The following is a 15,818-nucleotide window of genomic DNA, read 5'->3' as shown; positions in this document are numbered from 1 at the left end:
CCGGGACGGATATCTATGCCTAGAGCGCGCTCATGAAGCCGACACGCTTCGGGCGCTTCTTGCCTTCTTCCTGATGCAGCGTCACGTTCAGACCCAGCGACATGAGTTCCTTGACGAGAACGTTGAACGATTCGGGCAGACCGGCTTCGAGGAAGTTGTCGCCCTTCACGATCTTCTCGTACATCTTCACGCGGCCCGTCACGTCGTCGGACTTGACGGTGAGGAACTCCTGCAGGAGGTACGATGCGCCGTATGCCTCGAGTGCCCACACTTCCATTTCACCCAGACGCTGGCCACCGAACTGGGCCTTGCCGCCAAGGGGCTGCTGGGTGACGAGGGAGTACGGGCCCGTGGAGCGGGCGTGTATCTTCTCGTCGACCAGGTGGTGCAGCTTGAGGATGTACATGACCCCGGTGGTGACGCGGTTGTAGAACTTGTCACCGGTGCGGCCGTCGTACAGTACCGTCTTGCCGTCCCCGTCCATGCCCGCGCGCTCGATCCACGACCAGATGTCCTCTTCGGACGCGCCGTCGAAGACGGGGGTCTTGGTCACGATGCCGGTGCGCAGTTTCGACACGGCCTTGCGGAAGGTCTCGTCGTCCATCTCGTCGACCAACTTGGCGATGGTGGCGGAACGGAACACGTCCTTGACCTCGTGGCGCAGCGTTGCCATGGCGGCACCGCTGTCGAGCATTTCGGCGAGCTGACGGCCCAGTTCCTTGGCACCCCACCCGAGGTGGGTCTCCATGATCTGGCCGATGTTCATTCGCGAAGGCACGCCGAGGGGGTTCAGCACGATGTCGACCGGGCGTCCGTCGGCAAAGAAGGGCATGTCCTCTTCGGGCAGAATGCACGAAACGACACCCTTGTTACCGTGACGGCCGGCCATCTTGTCGCCCACGTTCAGCTTACGCTTCACGGCGATGTGCACCTTGACCATCTTGATGACGCCGGGGGGCAGGTCGTCGCCTTCGGTGACCTTCTCGCGCTTCGAGTCGTAGATGCCCTTGAGGAAGGCCACCTGACGGTCGTAATCCTCGAGGGCCGTGTCGACCATCTCGTCGACCTCACGGCTCTTGAACAGACCTGCCAGCCGCTTGACGGGCAGGGCGTCGAGAAGTTCGCGGGTCATGGGGGCACCAGCTTCAGCCAGCACCTCGCCCTTGCGCTTGCCGGGCAGGGTGACGGCAATCTGCTTGCCCACCAGGGTATCGGCGAGACGGTCGCGCAGGGCATCGCCAAGGGCACGGACGTGGTCCTGTTCCTTCTTGTCGATGCGCGCGGTCTCGTAGTCTTCGATATTGCGGGTGCGCTCGTCCTTCTCGCCGGAACGACGGTTGAACACCTTCACATCGATGATGGTTCCCTCGATGCCCGGGGGTACCTTGAGGGAGGTGTTCTTCACGTCGCGTGCCTTGTCGCCGAAGATGGCCCGGAGGAGCTTCTCTTCGGGGGTGAGCTGGGTCTCGCCCTTGGGCGTGATCTTGCCGACGAGGATGTCGTCGGGCTTCACGCTGGCACCGATGCGGATGATGCCGCTGCCGTCGAGGTTGCGGAGCATGTCCTCGCCGACGTTCGGGATGTCGCGGGTGATCTCTTCGGGGCCGAGCTTGGTGTCACGGGCGACGACTTCGAACTCTTCGATGTGGATCGAAGTGAAGACGTCCTCCTTCACCACCCGTTCGGAGATGAGGATGGAGTCTTCGAAGTTGTAACCGCACCAGGGCATGAAGGCCACGACGAGGTTCTTGCCCAGAGCCAGTTCGCCATCCTCGATGCCGGGGCCGTCGGCGAGCACGTCGCCCTTCTTGACGATCTGCCCGGGATGACAGGTGGGACGCTGGCCGAAGCACGAGTTCTGGTTGGACTTGTGGTACTTCTGAAGGTCGTACGCGCGCACGCCGCCACGATCGGGGTAGAGCCCGTTCTCGTAGCTGACGATGATGCGCGTGGCGTCGGCGTAGCGCACGATGCCGGGGCCTTCGGCGAGGATGCACGCGCCCGAGTCGCGGGCCACGTCGCCTTCCATGCCGGTGCCGACGATGGGCTTCTCGGAACGGAGAAGCGGCACGGCCTGACGCTGCATGTTCGAACCCATGAGCGCGCGGTTGGCGTCGTCGTGCTCAAGGAAGGGGATGAGCGCGGCGGAGATGGAGACCATCTGGCTGGGCGAGATGTCCATCAGCGTCACTTCGTCACGGTGCGACATGAGCACGTCGCCGCGCACGCGGGCGGTGACGTATTCGTCCGCCAGCTTGCCATCGGCATCGACGGCTGCGTTGGCCTGCGCCACGACTTCGCCCTGTTCGCGCGAGGCGTCGAGGAACTTGATTTCGTCCGTGAGGGCACCTTCGCGGATGATGCGATAGGGCGTCTCGATGAAGCCGAAATCGTTCACCTTGGCGTAGGTGGTCAACGAAACGATGAGGCCGATGTTCGGGCCTTCAGGCGTTTCGATGGGGCAGATACGACCGTAGTGCGACGTGTGCACGTCTCGTACTTCGAAGCCCGCACGTTCGCGCGTCAGACCACCGGGGCCGAGGGCCGAGAGACGACGCTTGTGCGTCACTTCGGAAAGGGCGTTGGTCTGGTCCATGAACTGCGAAAGCTGCGAGGTTCCGAAGAACTCCTTCAGCACCGCGGCCACGGGCTTCGGGTTGATGAGGTCGTGCGGCATGAGCGTGGAGACTTCCTGAAGGCTCATGCGTTCCTTGATGGCGCGTTCCATGCGGACGAGACCGATGCGGTACTGGTTCTCGACCAGTTCGCCCACGGGGCGCACACGGCGGTTGCCCAGATGGTCGATGTCGTCGGCAGGGCCGTGCGAGTCCTTCAGGTGCAGGAGCACGCGGATGGCGCGCAGGATGTCGTCATCGGTGAGGGTGCGCAGGTCGACGGACTGGTCGATGCCAAGACGCTGGTTGAGCTTGTAGCGGCCCACCGGCGACAGGTCGTAGTAGTCGGCGCTGCGGAAGAGATTGTCGAAGAACGACGCGGCGATCTCAGGCGTGGGCGGCGAGCTCGGACGCAGGCGACGGTATATCTCGACCTGTGCGGCCTCCATGTCGGGGGTCTTGTCCAGCACGAGGGTGTCGCGAAGCGAAGACGAGGTCTCAAGACCCTTGGTGTGCAGCACGGGCAGGCGCGAAATGCCGGCTTCGCGCAGGTTCTCGACCAGCGAAGCGGTGATTTCGTCGGCAGCCTCGGCAAGCACTTCACCAGTGGCCGGGTTCACGATGTCTTCGGCGAGGAACATGCCCTCGATGGTGTCAGGAGCCACCTCGATGGTCTCGAGCCCGGCTTCGGAGATGAGGCGCCATGCACGCTTGGTGATGGGCTTGCCAGCCTTGACGATGGTACCGCCCTTGCCGTCCTCGATGTCGACGAAGGCAGAATCCTTGCGGTACATGTCCTTCTGGACTTCCCACATGAGACGGCCCATGGGGTCGAGGCGGTAGAACTCCTTCTTGTAGAAGTAGTCGAGGATGTCGGTCTTGGACATCCCCATCGCCTTGAAGAGGATGGTCGCGGGCATCTTGCGGCGGCGGTCGATGCGGACGTACAGGATGTCCTTGTGGTCGAAGTCGAAATCGAGCCACGAGCCGCGCATGGGAATGATGCGGCACGAGTAGAGCACCTTGCGGCTCGAATGGGTCTTGCCCGAATCGTGCTCGAAGATGATACCGGGCGAACGCTGCAACTGGTTGACGATGACGCGTTCGGTGCCGTTGATGATGAAGGTGCCCTTCTCGGTCATCAGGGGCAGGGTACCGAAGTAGATCTCCTGTTCCTTGATGTCACGGATGGTGCGGTTGCCAGAGTCTTCGTCAACGTCATAGACGACGAGACGAACCTTTATGCGAATGGGCGCTTCGTAGGTGAGGCCCTTGGATATGCATTCGGGCTGGTCGTACTTGGGTTCGCCCACTTCATAGCTGACGAACTCGAGACTGGCGGTTCGGTTGAAATCCTCAATGGGGAACACCGACCTGAAGACCCCTTCGAGGCCTTCATCGTGTCTGCGTTCGGTCGCTCCTTCCTGCAGGAATTTCACATAGGAATCCACCTGCAGGTTCAGCAGATGCGGAATGGGGAGCGAGACATCGATCTTGCCGAACTTCTTCGTAAGCTGGCCCATCGTTTCACCTCAAAAAGACGGTTTTCCGGCAGCAGTGCCCGGGAACTAGGCTACCTGCTCGCGACGACCGGGGTGTGCGGAGACGTCGAGCGCGCCGGGAGTGGTGCGCGCCGAGGCCCGAAGGCCGGACGTGCGTTCCGGAATGGCTTGCCCGCTGGTGCGGCGACAGGAAAGAACGTTGTGGTATGGTTGGAGAACGCAGACATGGCGCATATCCGCGCAAGAGGATATGCGCCGGTTTGGTGTGCCGGCGTGAAATATGGTGTGCATGTGTGCGGCGTACAACGTACCGACCGTGTCGAAAGGGTTCGCGCGATTGGTGAAATATTTCGACTAAACTTCAAAGTTAGTCTATTCGTGCCTGAAGTGCAACCCTTCGTTCCCGTCAAGCCCGAAAAAGTATAAGAAGCGCGGGCGGTGACCCGCCCGCGCTGTGGATGCGCCATGCGGCGGCTGAAACCGAAACTACTTGATTTCGACTTCGGCGCCAGCTTCGACGAGCTGCTTCTTGGCTTCTTCGGCCTCTTCCTTGGAAGCGGCTTCCTTCAGGGTCGAGGGAGCGCCGTCGACCTTGTCCTTGGCTTCCTTCAGGCCGAGGCCGGTAAGGGCGCGGACAACCTTGATGACGCCGATCTTGTTGGCACCGGCGCTCTTCAGGATGATGTCGAATTCGGTCTTTTCTTCTTCGGCAGGGGCGGCATCGCCAGCAGGAGCGGCAACGGCCATGGCAGCCATGGGAGCGGCAGCGGAAACGCCGAACTTCTCTTCGAGTTCCTTGATGAATTCGGAGAGTTCGAGGACAGTCATGTTGCCGATGAATTCAACGACCTGTTCTTTGGTGATGGACATTGTTTGGCTCCTTTAGGATCTTTGGCTTGCGTGGTGGTTCGTTACGTTCGCAACTAGGCCGCGGCTTTCTTGCTCTCGAGGTCCTTGAGGACATAGAGCAGGCTGCGGATGATGTTGGCGAACAGACTGACGAAGTTGGTGGGAACGGCGTTCATCGTGCCAAGGGCGCGAGCGAGCAGTTCAGGCTTGCTGGGCAGCTTGGCCAGGTCGGAGACCTGGTCGGCGGAGAGGGCCTTGCCCTCAAGGCTGCCGTGGCGGATAGCGAACAGCTTGCTGGTCTTGGCGAAATCGGTCAACGCCTTGGCCACCGCGACGGGATCATCGAACCCAAGGGCAACTGCGCAGTTTTCCTTGAACCGAGTACCAATCGGCTCATGCGCAGTGCCGGTGAAAGCAATCCGTGCCAGAGTGTTCTTCACGACGTGGTATTCACAACCATTCTCGCGCAGCTTCACTCTGAGACGGGTCAGCTCTTCCACCGGCATACCCTTGAAGTCGGTCACGACCGCGATGGAAGCAGCCTCGGCACGAGACTTGAGCTGCTCGATGATGGCGGCTTTTTCGGACCTGTTCACGTGACTCTCCTCGAGTTCGGGTTTGCCAAGGTGGAAATGCCGAGCCAAAGCTGAATCTCGGCAGGATGTTTAAGACCTTGCGGCCACCTGCTTTCTTCGACTCGAATTTCCTACCATTTGCCGGAAACGGCCCGGACTTGCGCCCGGGCCTGATATCTACGAAGGGGGTTAGCCTTCGATGAACTTCTTGATCAGGGTGGGATCGACCTTCACGCCGGGGCCCATGGTGGTGGAGATCGCCATGGCCTGCATGTAGGTACCCTTGGCGCTGGAGGGCTTGAGGCGGTTCACGGTGTCGATAAGGGCCTTGAGGTTGCCGAGGATCTTCTCGGAACCGAAGGACACCTTGCCGAGAGGGGCGTGAAGGACACCGGCCTTGTCAACCTTGAACTCGACGCGACCGGCCTTCATTTCCTTGATGGCGGTGGTGATGTCGAAGGTGACGGTGCCGGTCTTGGCGTTGGGCATCAGGCCGCGGGGGCCGAGCACACGACCGATCTGGCCGACAAGGGCCATGACGTCGGGGGTGGCGATGGCCTTGTCGAAGTCGAGCCAGCCTTCCTTGATCTTGGCGACAAGCTCTTCGGCACCGGCGACATCGGCACCGGCGGCCTTGGCTTCGGCTTCCTTTTCACCCTTGCAGAAGACGGCTACGCGAACGGTCTTGCCAAGCCCGTTGGGCATGGTCACGGCACCGCGAACCATCTGATCGGAATATTTGGGGTCGACGCCAAGGCAGATGGCCACGTCGACGGTTTCGTCGAACTTGGCAGGAGCGGCGGCCAGAGACTTGGCCACGGCGTCTTCGACGGAGTACTTGACGGTAAGGTCGAGGCCTTCTGTCGCGTTACGATATTTTTTGCCGTGCTTGGGCATTGTACCCACCTTATGTGCTTGCTGTCGTTTGAAATCTCCTGCCGCCTCGGTCACGGGGTGTGTGGCCGGAATGATCCGGCGGACGGCAGTGCAACTGATTAACGAAGCGCTACTTCACTTCAATGCCCATGCTGCGGGCGGTACCCAGGATGTTGCGCTTGGCCGCCTCAAGGTCTTTGGCGGTGAGGTCGGGCATCTTGAGAGCCGCGATCTCTTCGACCTGCGCCATGGTGACGCTGCCGACCTTGTTACGGTTGGGTTCGCCCGAACCCTTCTCAAGCTTGGCAGCCTTGATCAGGAGCACGGAAGCGGGGGGGGTCTTGGTGATAAAGCTGAAGGAGCGGTCGGCGTAGACGGTGATGACAACAGGGGTGATCATACCCTTCTGTTCCATCGTCTTGGCATTGAACTCCTTGCAGAACGCCATGATGTTCAGACCATGCTGACCCAGGGCGGGGCCCACCGGCGGCGAGGGGTTCGCAGCACCAGCGGGAATCTGCAGCTTGATTTTGGCAACTTCTTTCTTAGCCATTGCTCTATACCTCTGAACGACACGGTGAGCCTGTCACCGCGCGGTAACGTCGTCTGCTATCCCTTGGAAACCTGAACGAAGTCCAGCTCGACAGGGGTCTGGCGACCGAAGATCGAAACCGAGACCCTGAGTTTGCCCTTGTCATAGTTGACGTCTTCAACGACTCCGTTGAAGCCGCCGAAGGGCCCGTCGATGACCCGTACTTCATCCCCACGATCGAAGTTGAACTTCGGCCGCGGCTGCTCCTGACGCGATTCCATCATGGCAAGGATGCGCTCGGCTTCGCTGTCGCGCATGGGTGTGGGGCGGTTCTTGCCGCCGACAAACCCCGTAACCTTGGGAATGGACTGGACGAGATGCCACGAGAAATCCGTCATGAACATCTTGACCATCACATACCCGGGGTAGAACTTGCGGGTGGAGGTCCTCTTCTCGCCCTTGACGAGTTCGATGACCTTTTCCGTAGGAACGACCACCTCGACGATCTCGTCCTGGGATTGCCCGGTGCGGATCATTTCGCGGATGGTCTGTTCAACCCTGTTCTCGAAGCCCGAATAGGTATGTACGATGTACCAACGGGCCTTTGAGGCGGTAGTCGTCTCGGTCATGGCACAGCCCGTCAGGAGAGGATGAATTCGATGAGATGCGTCAGTCCGAGGTCCACGAAACCGAGGAACAGGGACATGACGAACACAAAGACCAGCACGGTCATGCTGGTCGCCCAGGCTTCCTTCCGGGTGGGCCAGGAAACCTTCCGGAGCTCGACCTTCGCCTCTTCGACATAGTCCCTGAATTGGGTGACCTTGTCTCCGAGACTGGTGCCGCTGCTCGCAGAGGCCGCTTCCGGCGCATTTGATTGCTTTTTCGCCATTATCGCCTCTACCCGAGAAGAGAAGGGAAATGGCAGGGCAGGAGGGATTCGAACCCCCAACATCCGGTTTTGGAGACCGGCGCTCTAGCCGTTAGAGCTACTGCCCTGCACTATGAAGGTACTACTTACTTGGTCTCGCGGTGAACTGTGTGCTTCTTGTCCCAGGGACAATACTTCTTCAGTTCGAGACGGCCAGTAGTATTCTTCTTGTTCTTGTCGGTCGCGTAGTTACGCCGCTTGCACTCGGTGCAGGCAAGCTGGATGTTGACGCGCATGGCGTTACTCCACGATCTCGGAAACCACGCCTGCGCCGACGGTACGGCCACCTTCGCGGATAGCGAAGCGGAGACCGAGTTCCATGGCGATGGGGGCGATGAGTTCCACGTTGAAGGTGGCGTTATCGCCGGGCATCACCATCTCGACGCCTTCTTCAAGGGTGATCACACCAGTGATGTCCGTGGTACGGAAGTAGAACTGGGGACGGTAACCCGAGAAGAACGGAGTGTGACGACCGCCTTCTTCCTTGGAAAGGACGTACACTTCAGCCTTGAACTTGCGGTGGGGAGTGATGGACTTGGGAGCGGCAAGAACCTGGCCGCGTTCCACGTCGTCACGCTTCACGCCACGGAGCAGGGCACCGATGTTGTCGCCAGCCTGACCCTGATCGAGCAGCTTGCGGAACATTTCGACGCCGGTGCAGGTCGACTTGGTGGTGTCCTTGATGCCGACGATTTCGACTTCTTCACCGACCTTGATGACACCGCGCTCGACACGACCGGTAACAACGGTACCGCGGCCGGAGATCGAGAACACGTCTTCGATGGGCATCAGGAAGGGCTTGTCGATGTCGCGCTGAGGCTCGGGGATGTAGCTGTCGCAAGCGGCGAGCAGCTCGCGGATGGGCTTGCAGGCGTCAGAGTTGGGATCGTCGGACTCGAGAGCCTTGAGGGCGGAGCCGCGCACGACCGGAACGTCGTCGCCGGGGAAGCCGTAGCTGGTGAGAAGTTCGCGAACTTCGAGTTCAACGAGTTCGAGAAGCTCTTCGTCATCGACCATGTCGCACTTGTTCAGGAACACGACGATGTAGGGCACGCCGACCTGACGGGCGAGCAGGATGTGCTCACGGGTCTGGGGCATGGGACCGTCGGTGGCGGCGACGACGATGATGGCACCGTCCATCTGGGCCGCACCGGTGATCATGTTCTTGATGTAGTCGGCGTGACCGGGGCAGTCGACGTGCGCGTAGTGACGCGTAGCGGTCTCGTACTCGACGTGGGCGGTGGCAATGGTGATGCCACGTTCCTTTTCTTCAGGAGCCTTGTCGATTTCGTCGTACGCGATGAACTTGCCCTGACCGAGGAGGCCTGCGGTCTTGGTGATGGCTGCCGTCAGAGTGGTCTTACCATGGTCGATGTGACCGATGGTGCCGATATTGACGTGCGGCTTCTTGCGTTCAAATTTTTCCTTACCCATAGGTGTTCTCCCTGGCTTTCTTTTTTTGTTCCTTAAGGGCGTAAGGCAAATATGGAGCCCACAATGAGACTTGAACTCATGACCTCTTCCTTACCAAGGAAGTGCTCTACCGCCTGAGCTATGTGGGCAACATCAAGCTATAGGGAGACCCAGGCTATTGGGGATGGAGCGGGAAACGAGACTCGAACTCGCAACCCTCAGCTTGGAAGGCTGATGCTCTAGCCACTTGAGCTATTCCCGCATATGCCGTAGTTCTCCGACAGCGCACTGTCTCCTACAGCCCTGAGAGCTTGTCAAGTGGTGGTGGGGGGTGGATTTGAACCACCGAAGTCTTACGACGACAGATTTACAGTCTGTTCCCTTTGGCCACTCGGGAACCCCACCACTGTATGGAGCTGGCGATGGGACTCGAACCCGCAACCGGCTGATTACAAATCAGCTGCTCTGCCAGTTGAGCTACGCCAGCCAACGGAGATGTGCTTTTATACGAGGGTTCATGGCTTGGCAAGCATAAAAACGCCTTTTTTCGAATTTGCTTTCAAGTGTTTTTTATCTATTCGGTATGTAAGGCTAATTTTTTTTCAACCATTAAGGTCTTCACCTGCGCACTTGGCACGGTCTCCGTCGGGGCTCGTCTTCCTCGCAGGGGGCGCGGTTCCTGCCTTCTGTACTGTTGTGTGCCGTTGGCATCGCCCACACTCACCGTCCGTATTCCCTCTGTTCTGCCTGCCATGGTGCTGGTGCGTGCTGGTGCTTGCGCGTGTGCCCTTTGCCCTCATTGGGCCTGTTTTGGCGGCATGTCGGGTTACGGTGTTCCCGACCTTTGCCCCGAGGCTGGGGGCGGGGCACTTGGCGCGTTCGTGCAGAGGCAGTGCCCGTCTGTGGCCTTCGAGGGCTCCCGCAAGTGGCCATCCGTGCTGACCTATGGTTTGGTGTCCTGCGCTTTGTGCGTCGTCCTGTTACATGGCTTTGCCGTCTTCAATCATATCCCACTTCCGCGTTGCGGCAAGCCCTGAGAAGCAGGTGCCGAACCCCGTCTGCGCCAGCGGGCAGGGGGTGTGCTGGTCCTTCTGACGGATTGTGCCTGATGCGCCCTATATGCGCGATATGACAGGCGTGGTGCGTGGCGGCAACCCGGATGGGGTCACGTGTCTTCGCCATGGTGATATGTAACCATGGCACACGCCGTTGAACGCCGTACCAGTTGTCATACATTGTGGCAGAGCGTTTTGTCCGATGGGGGGCTGCGGGGCAGACCTCATCATCCGATTTGGGGTGTCTGTGAGATGTAGAAAGGGGAGAGGCTTTCGCCTCTCCCCTCGTGTCTTGAACGAGATGTCGATGGTGTCAGGCTATGGCGGGCTGACCTTCGGTGGCAACGCGTGCGGCGGGGCGCAGTGCGGCGGGGTGCTGTTCGGCAACCGGGAGTTCGACGGCTTCAAGGTACAGCGAGGCGTTCTCCTCGAGCATGCGCAGGAAGCCGTTGTTCAGTGCGTGACCGGAGCATTCGACGATGAAGTGCCCTTGCAGGGGGACGCCCATCATGGCCATGTCGCCCACGAAGTCGAGCACCTTGTGGCGGACGAATTCGTCGGGGGAGCGCAAGCCGTCGGGGTTCAGCACGGAGTAGTCGTCGAGCACGATGGCGTTGTCCAGCGACCCGCCAAGCGCAAGGCCCTTGCTGTGAAGATATTCCACTTCGCGCAGGAAGCCGAATGTGCGCGCCTTGGCGATTTCGCCGAAGCTCTCGGGCGTGATGTCGATGCTCAGAGTCTGGCGTCCGATCAGGGGATGCGGGAACTCGATGCGGTATTCGACACGGAAGCCGTCATAGGGGAGTGCGCGTATGGATTTGCCGTCGCGTTCGTAATGGACGGGCCGGGCGATACGGAAGACCTTGCGTGCGCTCGTCTGGCGGCGGATGCCCGCGTTGCGCAGCAGCATCACGAAGGAGGCGGCTGAGCCGTCCATGATGGGCACTTCTCCGCCTTCTATCTCGACGGTGATGTTGTCGATTTCAAGGCCCCGGATGGCGGCGAGAAGATGTTCGACCGTGGCGACGGATGCCCCGTCCATGCCCAGCGTGGTCGCAAGGCCGGTGGCAATGACCACCTGCGGTTCGGGGGCGATTCGTCTGACGCCTTGGGCCGTATGTATGTCGAATACGATGCCCGTGTCTTCGGCGGCAGGGTGCAGGACCATGCGAACGGTCTTGCCACTGTGAAGGCCGACTCCCGAACAGGCGATGCTTTTTTTGATGGTGGTCTGGTTCATGGCAACCTCTCGCCAGTGATAAAGCAAAAGATGTGCCAGAGTTTTAGAGTGTTTAATATGCTGTAAATAAACACATAAAATGGTGAGGGTGATGGTGTGTGTTGTGTCATCCACGCACAGTGTGTGTTCTGCACACCACATGGCGAGCGCGGAGAGGAGAGGCTGGGTTGCCCCGTGCAGCAGGCGGCTTGCCGTCTAAGAGGCCCATCACGGCTGGAGAAGGTTGCGGCGTGCGAAGATGAAACGGTCGAGTCCGGCGAGGTCGCGTCTGACTTCAACCATCTCCCACAGGGTGGAATAGGGGGTGAAGAGCGACGCCATGTCGGCACCCTGCATGCACCCGAATTCCATGAGCAGAATACCGTGTGGCCTGAGAACCCTTGTGGCCTCGGCGATGATGGCGGCCGCGTGTTCGAGTCCGGTGTCACCCGGAACAAGTGCCGACCGTGGTTCGAAGTCGCGCACTTCACGGGACAGGCCTGTGTATTCCGCTTCACTGATGTAGGGGGGATTGCTCGCATAGAGGTCGAGGCTACCGCTACGCAACAGGGAGGTGGTGAAGTCGCCGCGTACGAAGGCAAGCCGCTGTGCCACACCGTGCCGGCGGGCATTGTGGCTTGCAGTGGCAAGTGCCGGGGCGCTCATGTCCAGTGCAAGGCCGGACAGGTCGGCGCGTTCGGCGCAGAGGGTCACGGCAATGCAACCGCTGCCGGTGCCCGCGTCGACGAAACGGGCCGGGCCCGACCGGAGGGATTCGAGGGCTGTTTCGATGAGGTGTTCGGTCTCCGGTCTGGGAATGAGAGTTGACGGATTGACGGCGAAATCGCGTCCGAAGAATTCTTTCTCTCCCACGATGTAGGCCAGAGGTTCTCCGGTGGCGCGGCGGGCCACGAGTTCGGAGAAAAGGATGCAATCTGCCTCTTCGACGATACGGTCGGGGGTCAGCATGATGTCGATGCGGCGCAGCGAAAGGGCGTGGCAAAGGATGATTTCGGCTGAAAGACGCGGCGCGTCGACCTCTGCCGCTTCAAGTCGCTGGCGGGCATGCCGTAGTAGGCCTTGCAGGGTGGCGTGGGACGTGGAGGCAGGATTCATGGTGGGATTCCGGTTGCGGGCTTGGAGTGCGGCCCGGAAAGTAGCTGGTAAGACACTGGGCTGCAAGGGGGGCGGCTACGATAAAGGGAGAGGGCCGTTGCAGCAGGGGCTGGAGTCCTTGCTGACCGCATCTCGATGATGCCCATGCCGAAGACCGCTGTGCGAGCGGGGCGCGTGGCATCGGCATCATCCGCGGCGCGGCCTTGTGGGGGGGATGCCTTGGGTTAGGTGCTGCGGCGCGCAGCATGCCTGCGACGGCTGCACAGGGGCACAGGCGGGCTCATGTGCCCCAACGGGGGCACGGCTGCATCGGCGTCTGCCGGGTAGGCGGTCATGGCCCGGCCTCTGGCGCCTCTGCGGGCGTTGCAGCCGATGCGGGCACCCCGCACAGTCGCGGGGCTGGAACTCGGGGCCGATGTGCCGTTGCCGGGGAGCCACAGAGTACATGTACTACGGCCGCGTCAGGGACAACTGGCACAACCGGGGCAACGGGCGAAGTGTCGCCTGCGGCCGGACATCTCGGGCAAAACGGTAACCGCTTGTGGTTGGTGCTGCTTCAAACCGGCAGGCCGACACTGCGGGCGTTGCCACTCGGCGTTCGAAGCGGCTGCGCACCTGTGGCAGGGGCATCGAAAAAGGGGAGTCCCGTTTGGGCCTCCCCCGTCATTCCGGATGGTGCGAGTGTCGCGTCTCAGGCAGCTAGCTGGCGTCGGCCTGTGCCTTGAGGGCTTCGGTCTGCGCGTGGGTGACAAGGGCGTCAACCAGCGGTGCCAGTTCGCCTTCCATCACCTTGTCCAGCGAGTACAGGGTGAGGTTGATGCGATGGTCGGTGATGCGCGACTGCGGATAGTTGTAGGTGCGGATGCGTTCAGAACGGTCGCCCGACCCCACAAGGGCGCGGCGGGCGTCGGCGATGACGCTGTGGGCGCGCTCCTGTTCGGCCTGCAGGACGCGCGAGATGAGCACCTTCATGGCCTTGGCCTTGTTCTTGTGCTGCGATTTCTCGTCCTGGCAGGCGACGACGATACCGGTGGGGAGGTGCGTGATGCGCACGGCCGACTCGGTCTTGTTGACGTGCTGCCCGCCTGCGCCGGAGGCACGGTAGACGTCGATGCGGAGGTCGTCGGGGCGGATGTCCACGTCCACTTCCTCCGCTTCGGGCATGACCGCAACGGTGGCTGCGGAGGTGTGGATGCGCCCCTGCGCCTCGGTGGCGGGCACGCGCTGCACCCGGTGCGTACCCGACTCGTACTTGAGGCGGCTGTAGACCTTGTCACCGGCGATGAGGGCGATGATTTCCTTGTAGCCGCCCGTGTCCGAATCGCTGGCGCTCAGCACTTCGACCTTCCAGCCCATGATTTCGGCATAGCGGGTGTACATGCGGAACAGGTCGGCGGCGAACAGCGAAGCCTCTTCTCCACCCGTGCCGGCACGGATTTCGAGGAGGATGTTCTTGTCGTCCATGGGGTCGCGCGGCAGCAGCAGGATCTTCAATTCCTGCTCGATGTCGGGCAGGGCGGCTTCGATGGCCTTGATCTCCTCATGGGCCATGGCGCGGATTTCGTGGTCGCTGTCGCCGAGGAGCTCCTTGTTGTCGGCAAGGTTCTGCTTCATCTCCTTGTAACGACGGAACGCGTCGACGACCTGCTTGAGGTCGGCGTGCGCCTTGGTGAGCTTGCGATAGCGGTCCTGGTCGTTGAAGACCTCGGCGGAACTGAGCTGCTGTTCGAGGTCCTCGAACTTGAGCTCGAGATTTTCGAGCTTGGCGAACATGGTCTGTTACTCCAGATGGCGGTAGGCCGGTGCACGAACCGACTGCGGGGCGTCGTCTCCGAGCGCTTCGCGCAGGGCGACGATGGCCACTTCAAGCTGCTCGCGGTCGGGTTCTCCGGTGGTGAGCTTCTGAAGGAGCATGCCGGGGGCGCGCAGCAGGGTTCCGGTCAGTCCTTCGCCGAGACGGGCCGCATAGCGGATGGTCTCGTAGGCGAGGGCGCTGATGGGAATCATGAGCAGCAGCTTGAACAGCACGGTGACACCGTGCTTGGCAAAGGCCCCGGAAGGCGTCCATACGAGCATGAGCAGCGGCACCAGCACTGCGTGCAGGATGATGGAAATCGAGAGCACGAAGAGCAGGAATGTCGTGCCGCAGCGCGGGTGCAGGCGGCTGTGGTGCATGGCCGTGTCGGGGGTCACGTCGCCCGCGGCTTCGAAGGCGCGGATGACCTTGTGCTCGGCCCCGTGGTACTGGAAGACACGGCGGATGTCCGGCACGAACGAGATGGCCACGATGTAACCGATGAACACGGCGAACTTGAAGAAGCCGTCCCACATGTGGAACGAGAGTCCTTCGACGTCGCCGCCCAGTCCCAGCAGCTTCATGCCGATGGAGAACAGGTGCGGCACGACGACAAAGAGCCCGAGGGCCATGGCCACGGAGACAGCCAGTGTGGCTGCGAGTTGCCATGGTTTGAGCTCTTCACCCGTCTCGCCCTCGACGGCCTGTTCGGCCGAACGGTTGAGGGCCTTGATGCCGTTGACCAGCGTCTCGACAAGAATGGGGAAGCCGCGCACGAACGGGCGTTTCAGCCATGCGCTGCGCGTCAGTGAGAACCACGGACGGCTCTCGGCCACGATTTCTCCGTCGGGACGACGCATGGCGATGGCGAGCCTGTCGCCGTTACGCATCATGACGCCTTCCATGACGGCCTGTCCGCCGATGGTGCAGGAAGCGCCCGAGGTCAGCGCCGTGCAGAGGCGAGACCAGGAGGTGGGCCGGTGGTCAATCACGCCGAACCCCCGATGTGGGAAAGGACAAATGATGACGTCTCCCCGGAGAGTGAAAACCCTCCGGGGAGAAAGACGCACCGTGCGACGCGTGCGCCGCGTACGGACGAAAACGGCCTATTTCTCTTCGCCAAACTTGGCGTACTTCTTGCGGAAGCGGTCGATGCGGCCAGCGGTGTCGATGAGGCGCTGCTTGCCGGTGTAGAAGGGGTGGCAGTTGGAGCAGATTTCCACGTGGACGTTCTCGCCCTTGGTGGAAAGCACTTCGGCCTGATAGCCACAGGCGCAGTTCATGGTGGCCTTGTAGACGGTAGGATGGATATTGTCCTTCATGGGATACCTCTCTGGGGA

At 61.0% G+C, this 15,818-nt stretch carries 15 protein-coding genes and 5 tRNA genes; 1 reads left to right on the top strand and 19 read right to left on the bottom strand.

Features of this window, described 5'->3' with window-relative positions:
* Positions 1-19: 19 nt before the first annotated feature.
* On the bottom strand, positions 20-4,138 hold the full coding sequence (rpoB, locus tag DVU_RS13755) for a DNA-directed RNA polymerase subunit beta (RefSeq protein ID WP_010940188.1): 4,119 nt from the start codon (positions 4,136-4,138) through the stop codon (positions 20-22).
* Between the two features lie 204 nt (positions 4,139-4,342).
* Here rpoB and DVU_RS13750 point away from each other — a divergent pair, with 204 nt between their 5' ends.
* Positions 4,343-4,543, top strand: coding sequence for a hypothetical protein (locus DVU_RS13750; protein ID WP_150100223.1), 201 nt, complete (start codon positions 4,343-4,345; stop codon positions 4,541-4,543).
* Between the two features lie 60 nt (positions 4,544-4,603).
* On the opposite strand, the gene rplL is transcribed toward DVU_RS13750, so the two are convergent.
* The 18 genes from rplL to rpmE form a co-directional block, all read right to left on the bottom strand.
* Positions 4,604-4,987 (bottom strand): 50S ribosomal protein L7/L12, encoded by a 384-nt coding sequence (rplL, locus tag DVU_RS13745; protein ID WP_010940187.1) that lies wholly within the window; start codon positions 4,985-4,987, stop codon positions 4,604-4,606.
* A gap of 53 nt (positions 4,988-5,040) precedes the next feature.
* Complete coding sequence (gene rplJ, locus DVU_RS13740; RefSeq protein ID WP_010940186.1) at positions 5,041-5,562, bottom strand: 50S ribosomal protein L10; 522 nt, start codon at positions 5,560-5,562, stop codon at positions 5,041-5,043.
* A 168-nt stretch (positions 5,563-5,730) separates the two neighbouring features.
* Positions 5,731-6,438, bottom strand: coding sequence for a 50S ribosomal protein L1 (gene rplA / locus DVU_RS13735; protein ID WP_010940185.1), 708 nt, complete (start codon positions 6,436-6,438; stop codon positions 5,731-5,733).
* A 109-nt stretch (positions 6,439-6,547) separates the two neighbouring features.
* Positions 6,548-6,970 (bottom strand): 50S ribosomal protein L11, encoded by a 423-nt coding sequence (gene rplK, locus DVU_RS13730; protein ID WP_010940184.1) that lies wholly within the window; start codon positions 6,968-6,970, stop codon positions 6,548-6,550.
* Between the two features lie 56 nt (positions 6,971-7,026).
* Positions 7,027-7,578 (bottom strand): transcription termination/antitermination protein NusG, encoded by a 552-nt coding sequence (gene nusG / locus DVU_RS13725; protein ID WP_010940183.1) that lies wholly within the window; start codon positions 7,576-7,578, stop codon positions 7,027-7,029.
* An 11-nt stretch (positions 7,579-7,589) separates the two neighbouring features.
* Positions 7,590-7,841 carry a preprotein translocase subunit SecE gene (gene secE, locus DVU_RS13720; protein ID WP_010940182.1) on the bottom strand — a complete coding sequence of 84 codons (252 nt, stop codon included), beginning with the start codon at positions 7,839-7,841 and terminating at the stop codon, positions 7,590-7,592.
* A 30-nt stretch (positions 7,842-7,871) separates the two neighbouring features.
* Positions 7,872-7,948: transfer RNA gene (locus DVU_RS13715), tRNA-Trp, on the bottom strand.
* Positions 7,949-7,966: 18 nt separating this feature from the next.
* Positions 7,967-8,116: a 50S ribosomal protein L33 gene (rpmG, locus tag DVU_RS13710; RefSeq protein WP_010940181.1), complete on the bottom strand. Its 150-nt coding sequence runs from the start codon at positions 8,114-8,116 to the stop codon at positions 7,967-7,969.
* Positions 8,117-8,120: 4 nt separating this feature from the next.
* Entirely contained in the window at positions 8,121-9,314 is a 1,194-nt protein-coding gene (gene tuf / locus DVU_RS13705) for an elongation factor Tu (protein ID WP_010940180.1), read from the bottom strand.
* A gap of 52 nt (positions 9,315-9,366) precedes the next feature.
* Positions 9,367-9,442: transfer RNA gene (locus DVU_RS13700), tRNA-Thr, on the bottom strand.
* A gap of 36 nt (positions 9,443-9,478) precedes the next feature.
* Positions 9,479-9,555: transfer RNA gene (locus tag DVU_RS13695), tRNA-Gly, on the bottom strand.
* A gap of 57 nt (positions 9,556-9,612) precedes the next feature.
* Positions 9,613-9,698 (bottom strand) — tRNA-Tyr (locus DVU_RS13690).
* A gap of 6 nt (positions 9,699-9,704) precedes the next feature.
* Positions 9,705-9,780 (bottom strand) — tRNA-Thr (locus tag DVU_RS13685).
* 881 nt (positions 9,781-10,661) lie between these two features.
* Positions 10,662-11,588 (bottom strand): UDP-3-O-acyl-N-acetylglucosamine deacetylase, encoded by a 927-nt coding sequence (gene lpxC, locus DVU_RS13675; protein ID WP_010940177.1) that lies wholly within the window; start codon positions 11,586-11,588, stop codon positions 10,662-10,664.
* A 207-nt stretch (positions 11,589-11,795) separates the two neighbouring features.
* Positions 11,796-12,683, bottom strand: coding sequence for a peptide chain release factor N(5)-glutamine methyltransferase (gene prmC / locus DVU_RS13670; protein ID WP_010940176.1), 888 nt, complete (start codon positions 12,681-12,683; stop codon positions 11,796-11,798).
* A gap of 699 nt (positions 12,684-13,382) precedes the next feature.
* The gene (prfA, locus tag DVU_RS13665; protein ID WP_010940174.1) at positions 13,383-14,456 is read right to left on the bottom strand and encodes a peptide chain release factor 1; all 1,074 of its coding nucleotides are present in this window, start codon (positions 14,454-14,456) and stop codon (positions 13,383-13,385) included.
* Positions 14,457-14,462: 6 nt separating this feature from the next.
* Positions 14,463-15,470 (bottom strand): DUF1385 domain-containing protein, encoded by a 1,008-nt coding sequence (locus DVU_RS13660; RefSeq protein WP_010940173.1) that lies wholly within the window; start codon positions 15,468-15,470, stop codon positions 14,463-14,465.
* A 114-nt stretch (positions 15,471-15,584) separates the two neighbouring features.
* Positions 15,585-15,800: a 50S ribosomal protein L31 gene (gene rpmE, locus DVU_RS13655; protein ID WP_010940172.1), complete on the bottom strand. Its 216-nt coding sequence runs from the start codon at positions 15,798-15,800 to the stop codon at positions 15,585-15,587.
* Positions 15,801-15,818: the final 18 nt, after the last annotated feature.

Source organism: Nitratidesulfovibrio vulgaris str. Hildenborough (assembly GCF_000195755.1).
Taxonomy (GTDB): domain Bacteria; phylum Desulfobacterota; class Desulfovibrionia; order Desulfovibrionales; family Desulfovibrionaceae; genus Nitratidesulfovibrio; species Nitratidesulfovibrio vulgaris.
This window is presented reverse-complemented; position numbering and strand designations above follow the sequence as displayed.

Bases quoted from the DNA above. Each gene is read 5' to 3' on its own strand.
- prfA (WP_010940174.1), bottom strand. From the start codon at position 14,456: ATGTTCGCCAAGCTCGAAAATCTCGAGCTCAAGTTCGAGGACCTCGAA.
- rplA (WP_010940185.1), bottom strand. From the start codon at position 6,438: ATGCCCAAGCACGGCAAAAAATATCGTAACGCGACAGAAGGCCTCGAC.
- rpmE (WP_010940172.1), bottom strand. From the start codon at position 15,800: ATGAAGGACAATATCCATCCTACCGTCTACAAGGCCACCATGAACTGC.
- lpxC (WP_010940177.1), bottom strand. From the start codon at position 11,588: ATGAACCAGACCACCATCAAAAAAAGCATCGCCTGTTCGGGAGTCGGC.
- rplL (WP_010940187.1), bottom strand. From the start codon at position 4,987: ATGTCCATCACCAAAGAACAGGTCGTTGAATTCATCGGCAACATGACT.
- DVU_RS13750 (WP_150100223.1), top strand. From the start codon at position 4,343: ATGGCGCATATCCGCGCAAGAGGATATGCGCCGGTTTGGTGTGCCGGC.
- nusG (WP_010940183.1), bottom strand. From the start codon at position 7,578: ATGACCGAGACGACTACCGCCTCAAAGGCCCGTTGGTACATCGTACAT.
- rpoB (WP_010940188.1), bottom strand. From the start codon at position 4,138: ATGGGCCAGCTTACGAAGAAGTTCGGCAAGATCGATGTCTCGCTCCCC.
- tuf (WP_010940180.1), bottom strand. From the start codon at position 9,314: ATGGGTAAGGAAAAATTTGAACGCAAGAAGCCGCACGTCAATATCGGC.
- prmC (WP_010940176.1), bottom strand. From the start codon at position 12,683: ATGAATCCTGCCTCCACGTCCCACGCCACCCTGCAAGGCCTACTACGG.
- secE (WP_010940182.1), bottom strand. From the start codon at position 7,841: ATGGCGAAAAAGCAATCAAATGCGCCGGAAGCGGCCTCTGCGAGCAGC.
- rplK (WP_010940184.1), bottom strand. From the start codon at position 6,970: ATGGCTAAGAAAGAAGTTGCCAAAATCAAGCTGCAGATTCCCGCTGGT.
- rpmG (WP_010940181.1), bottom strand. From the start codon at position 8,116: ATGCGCGTCAACATCCAGCTTGCCTGCACCGAGTGCAAGCGGCGTAAC.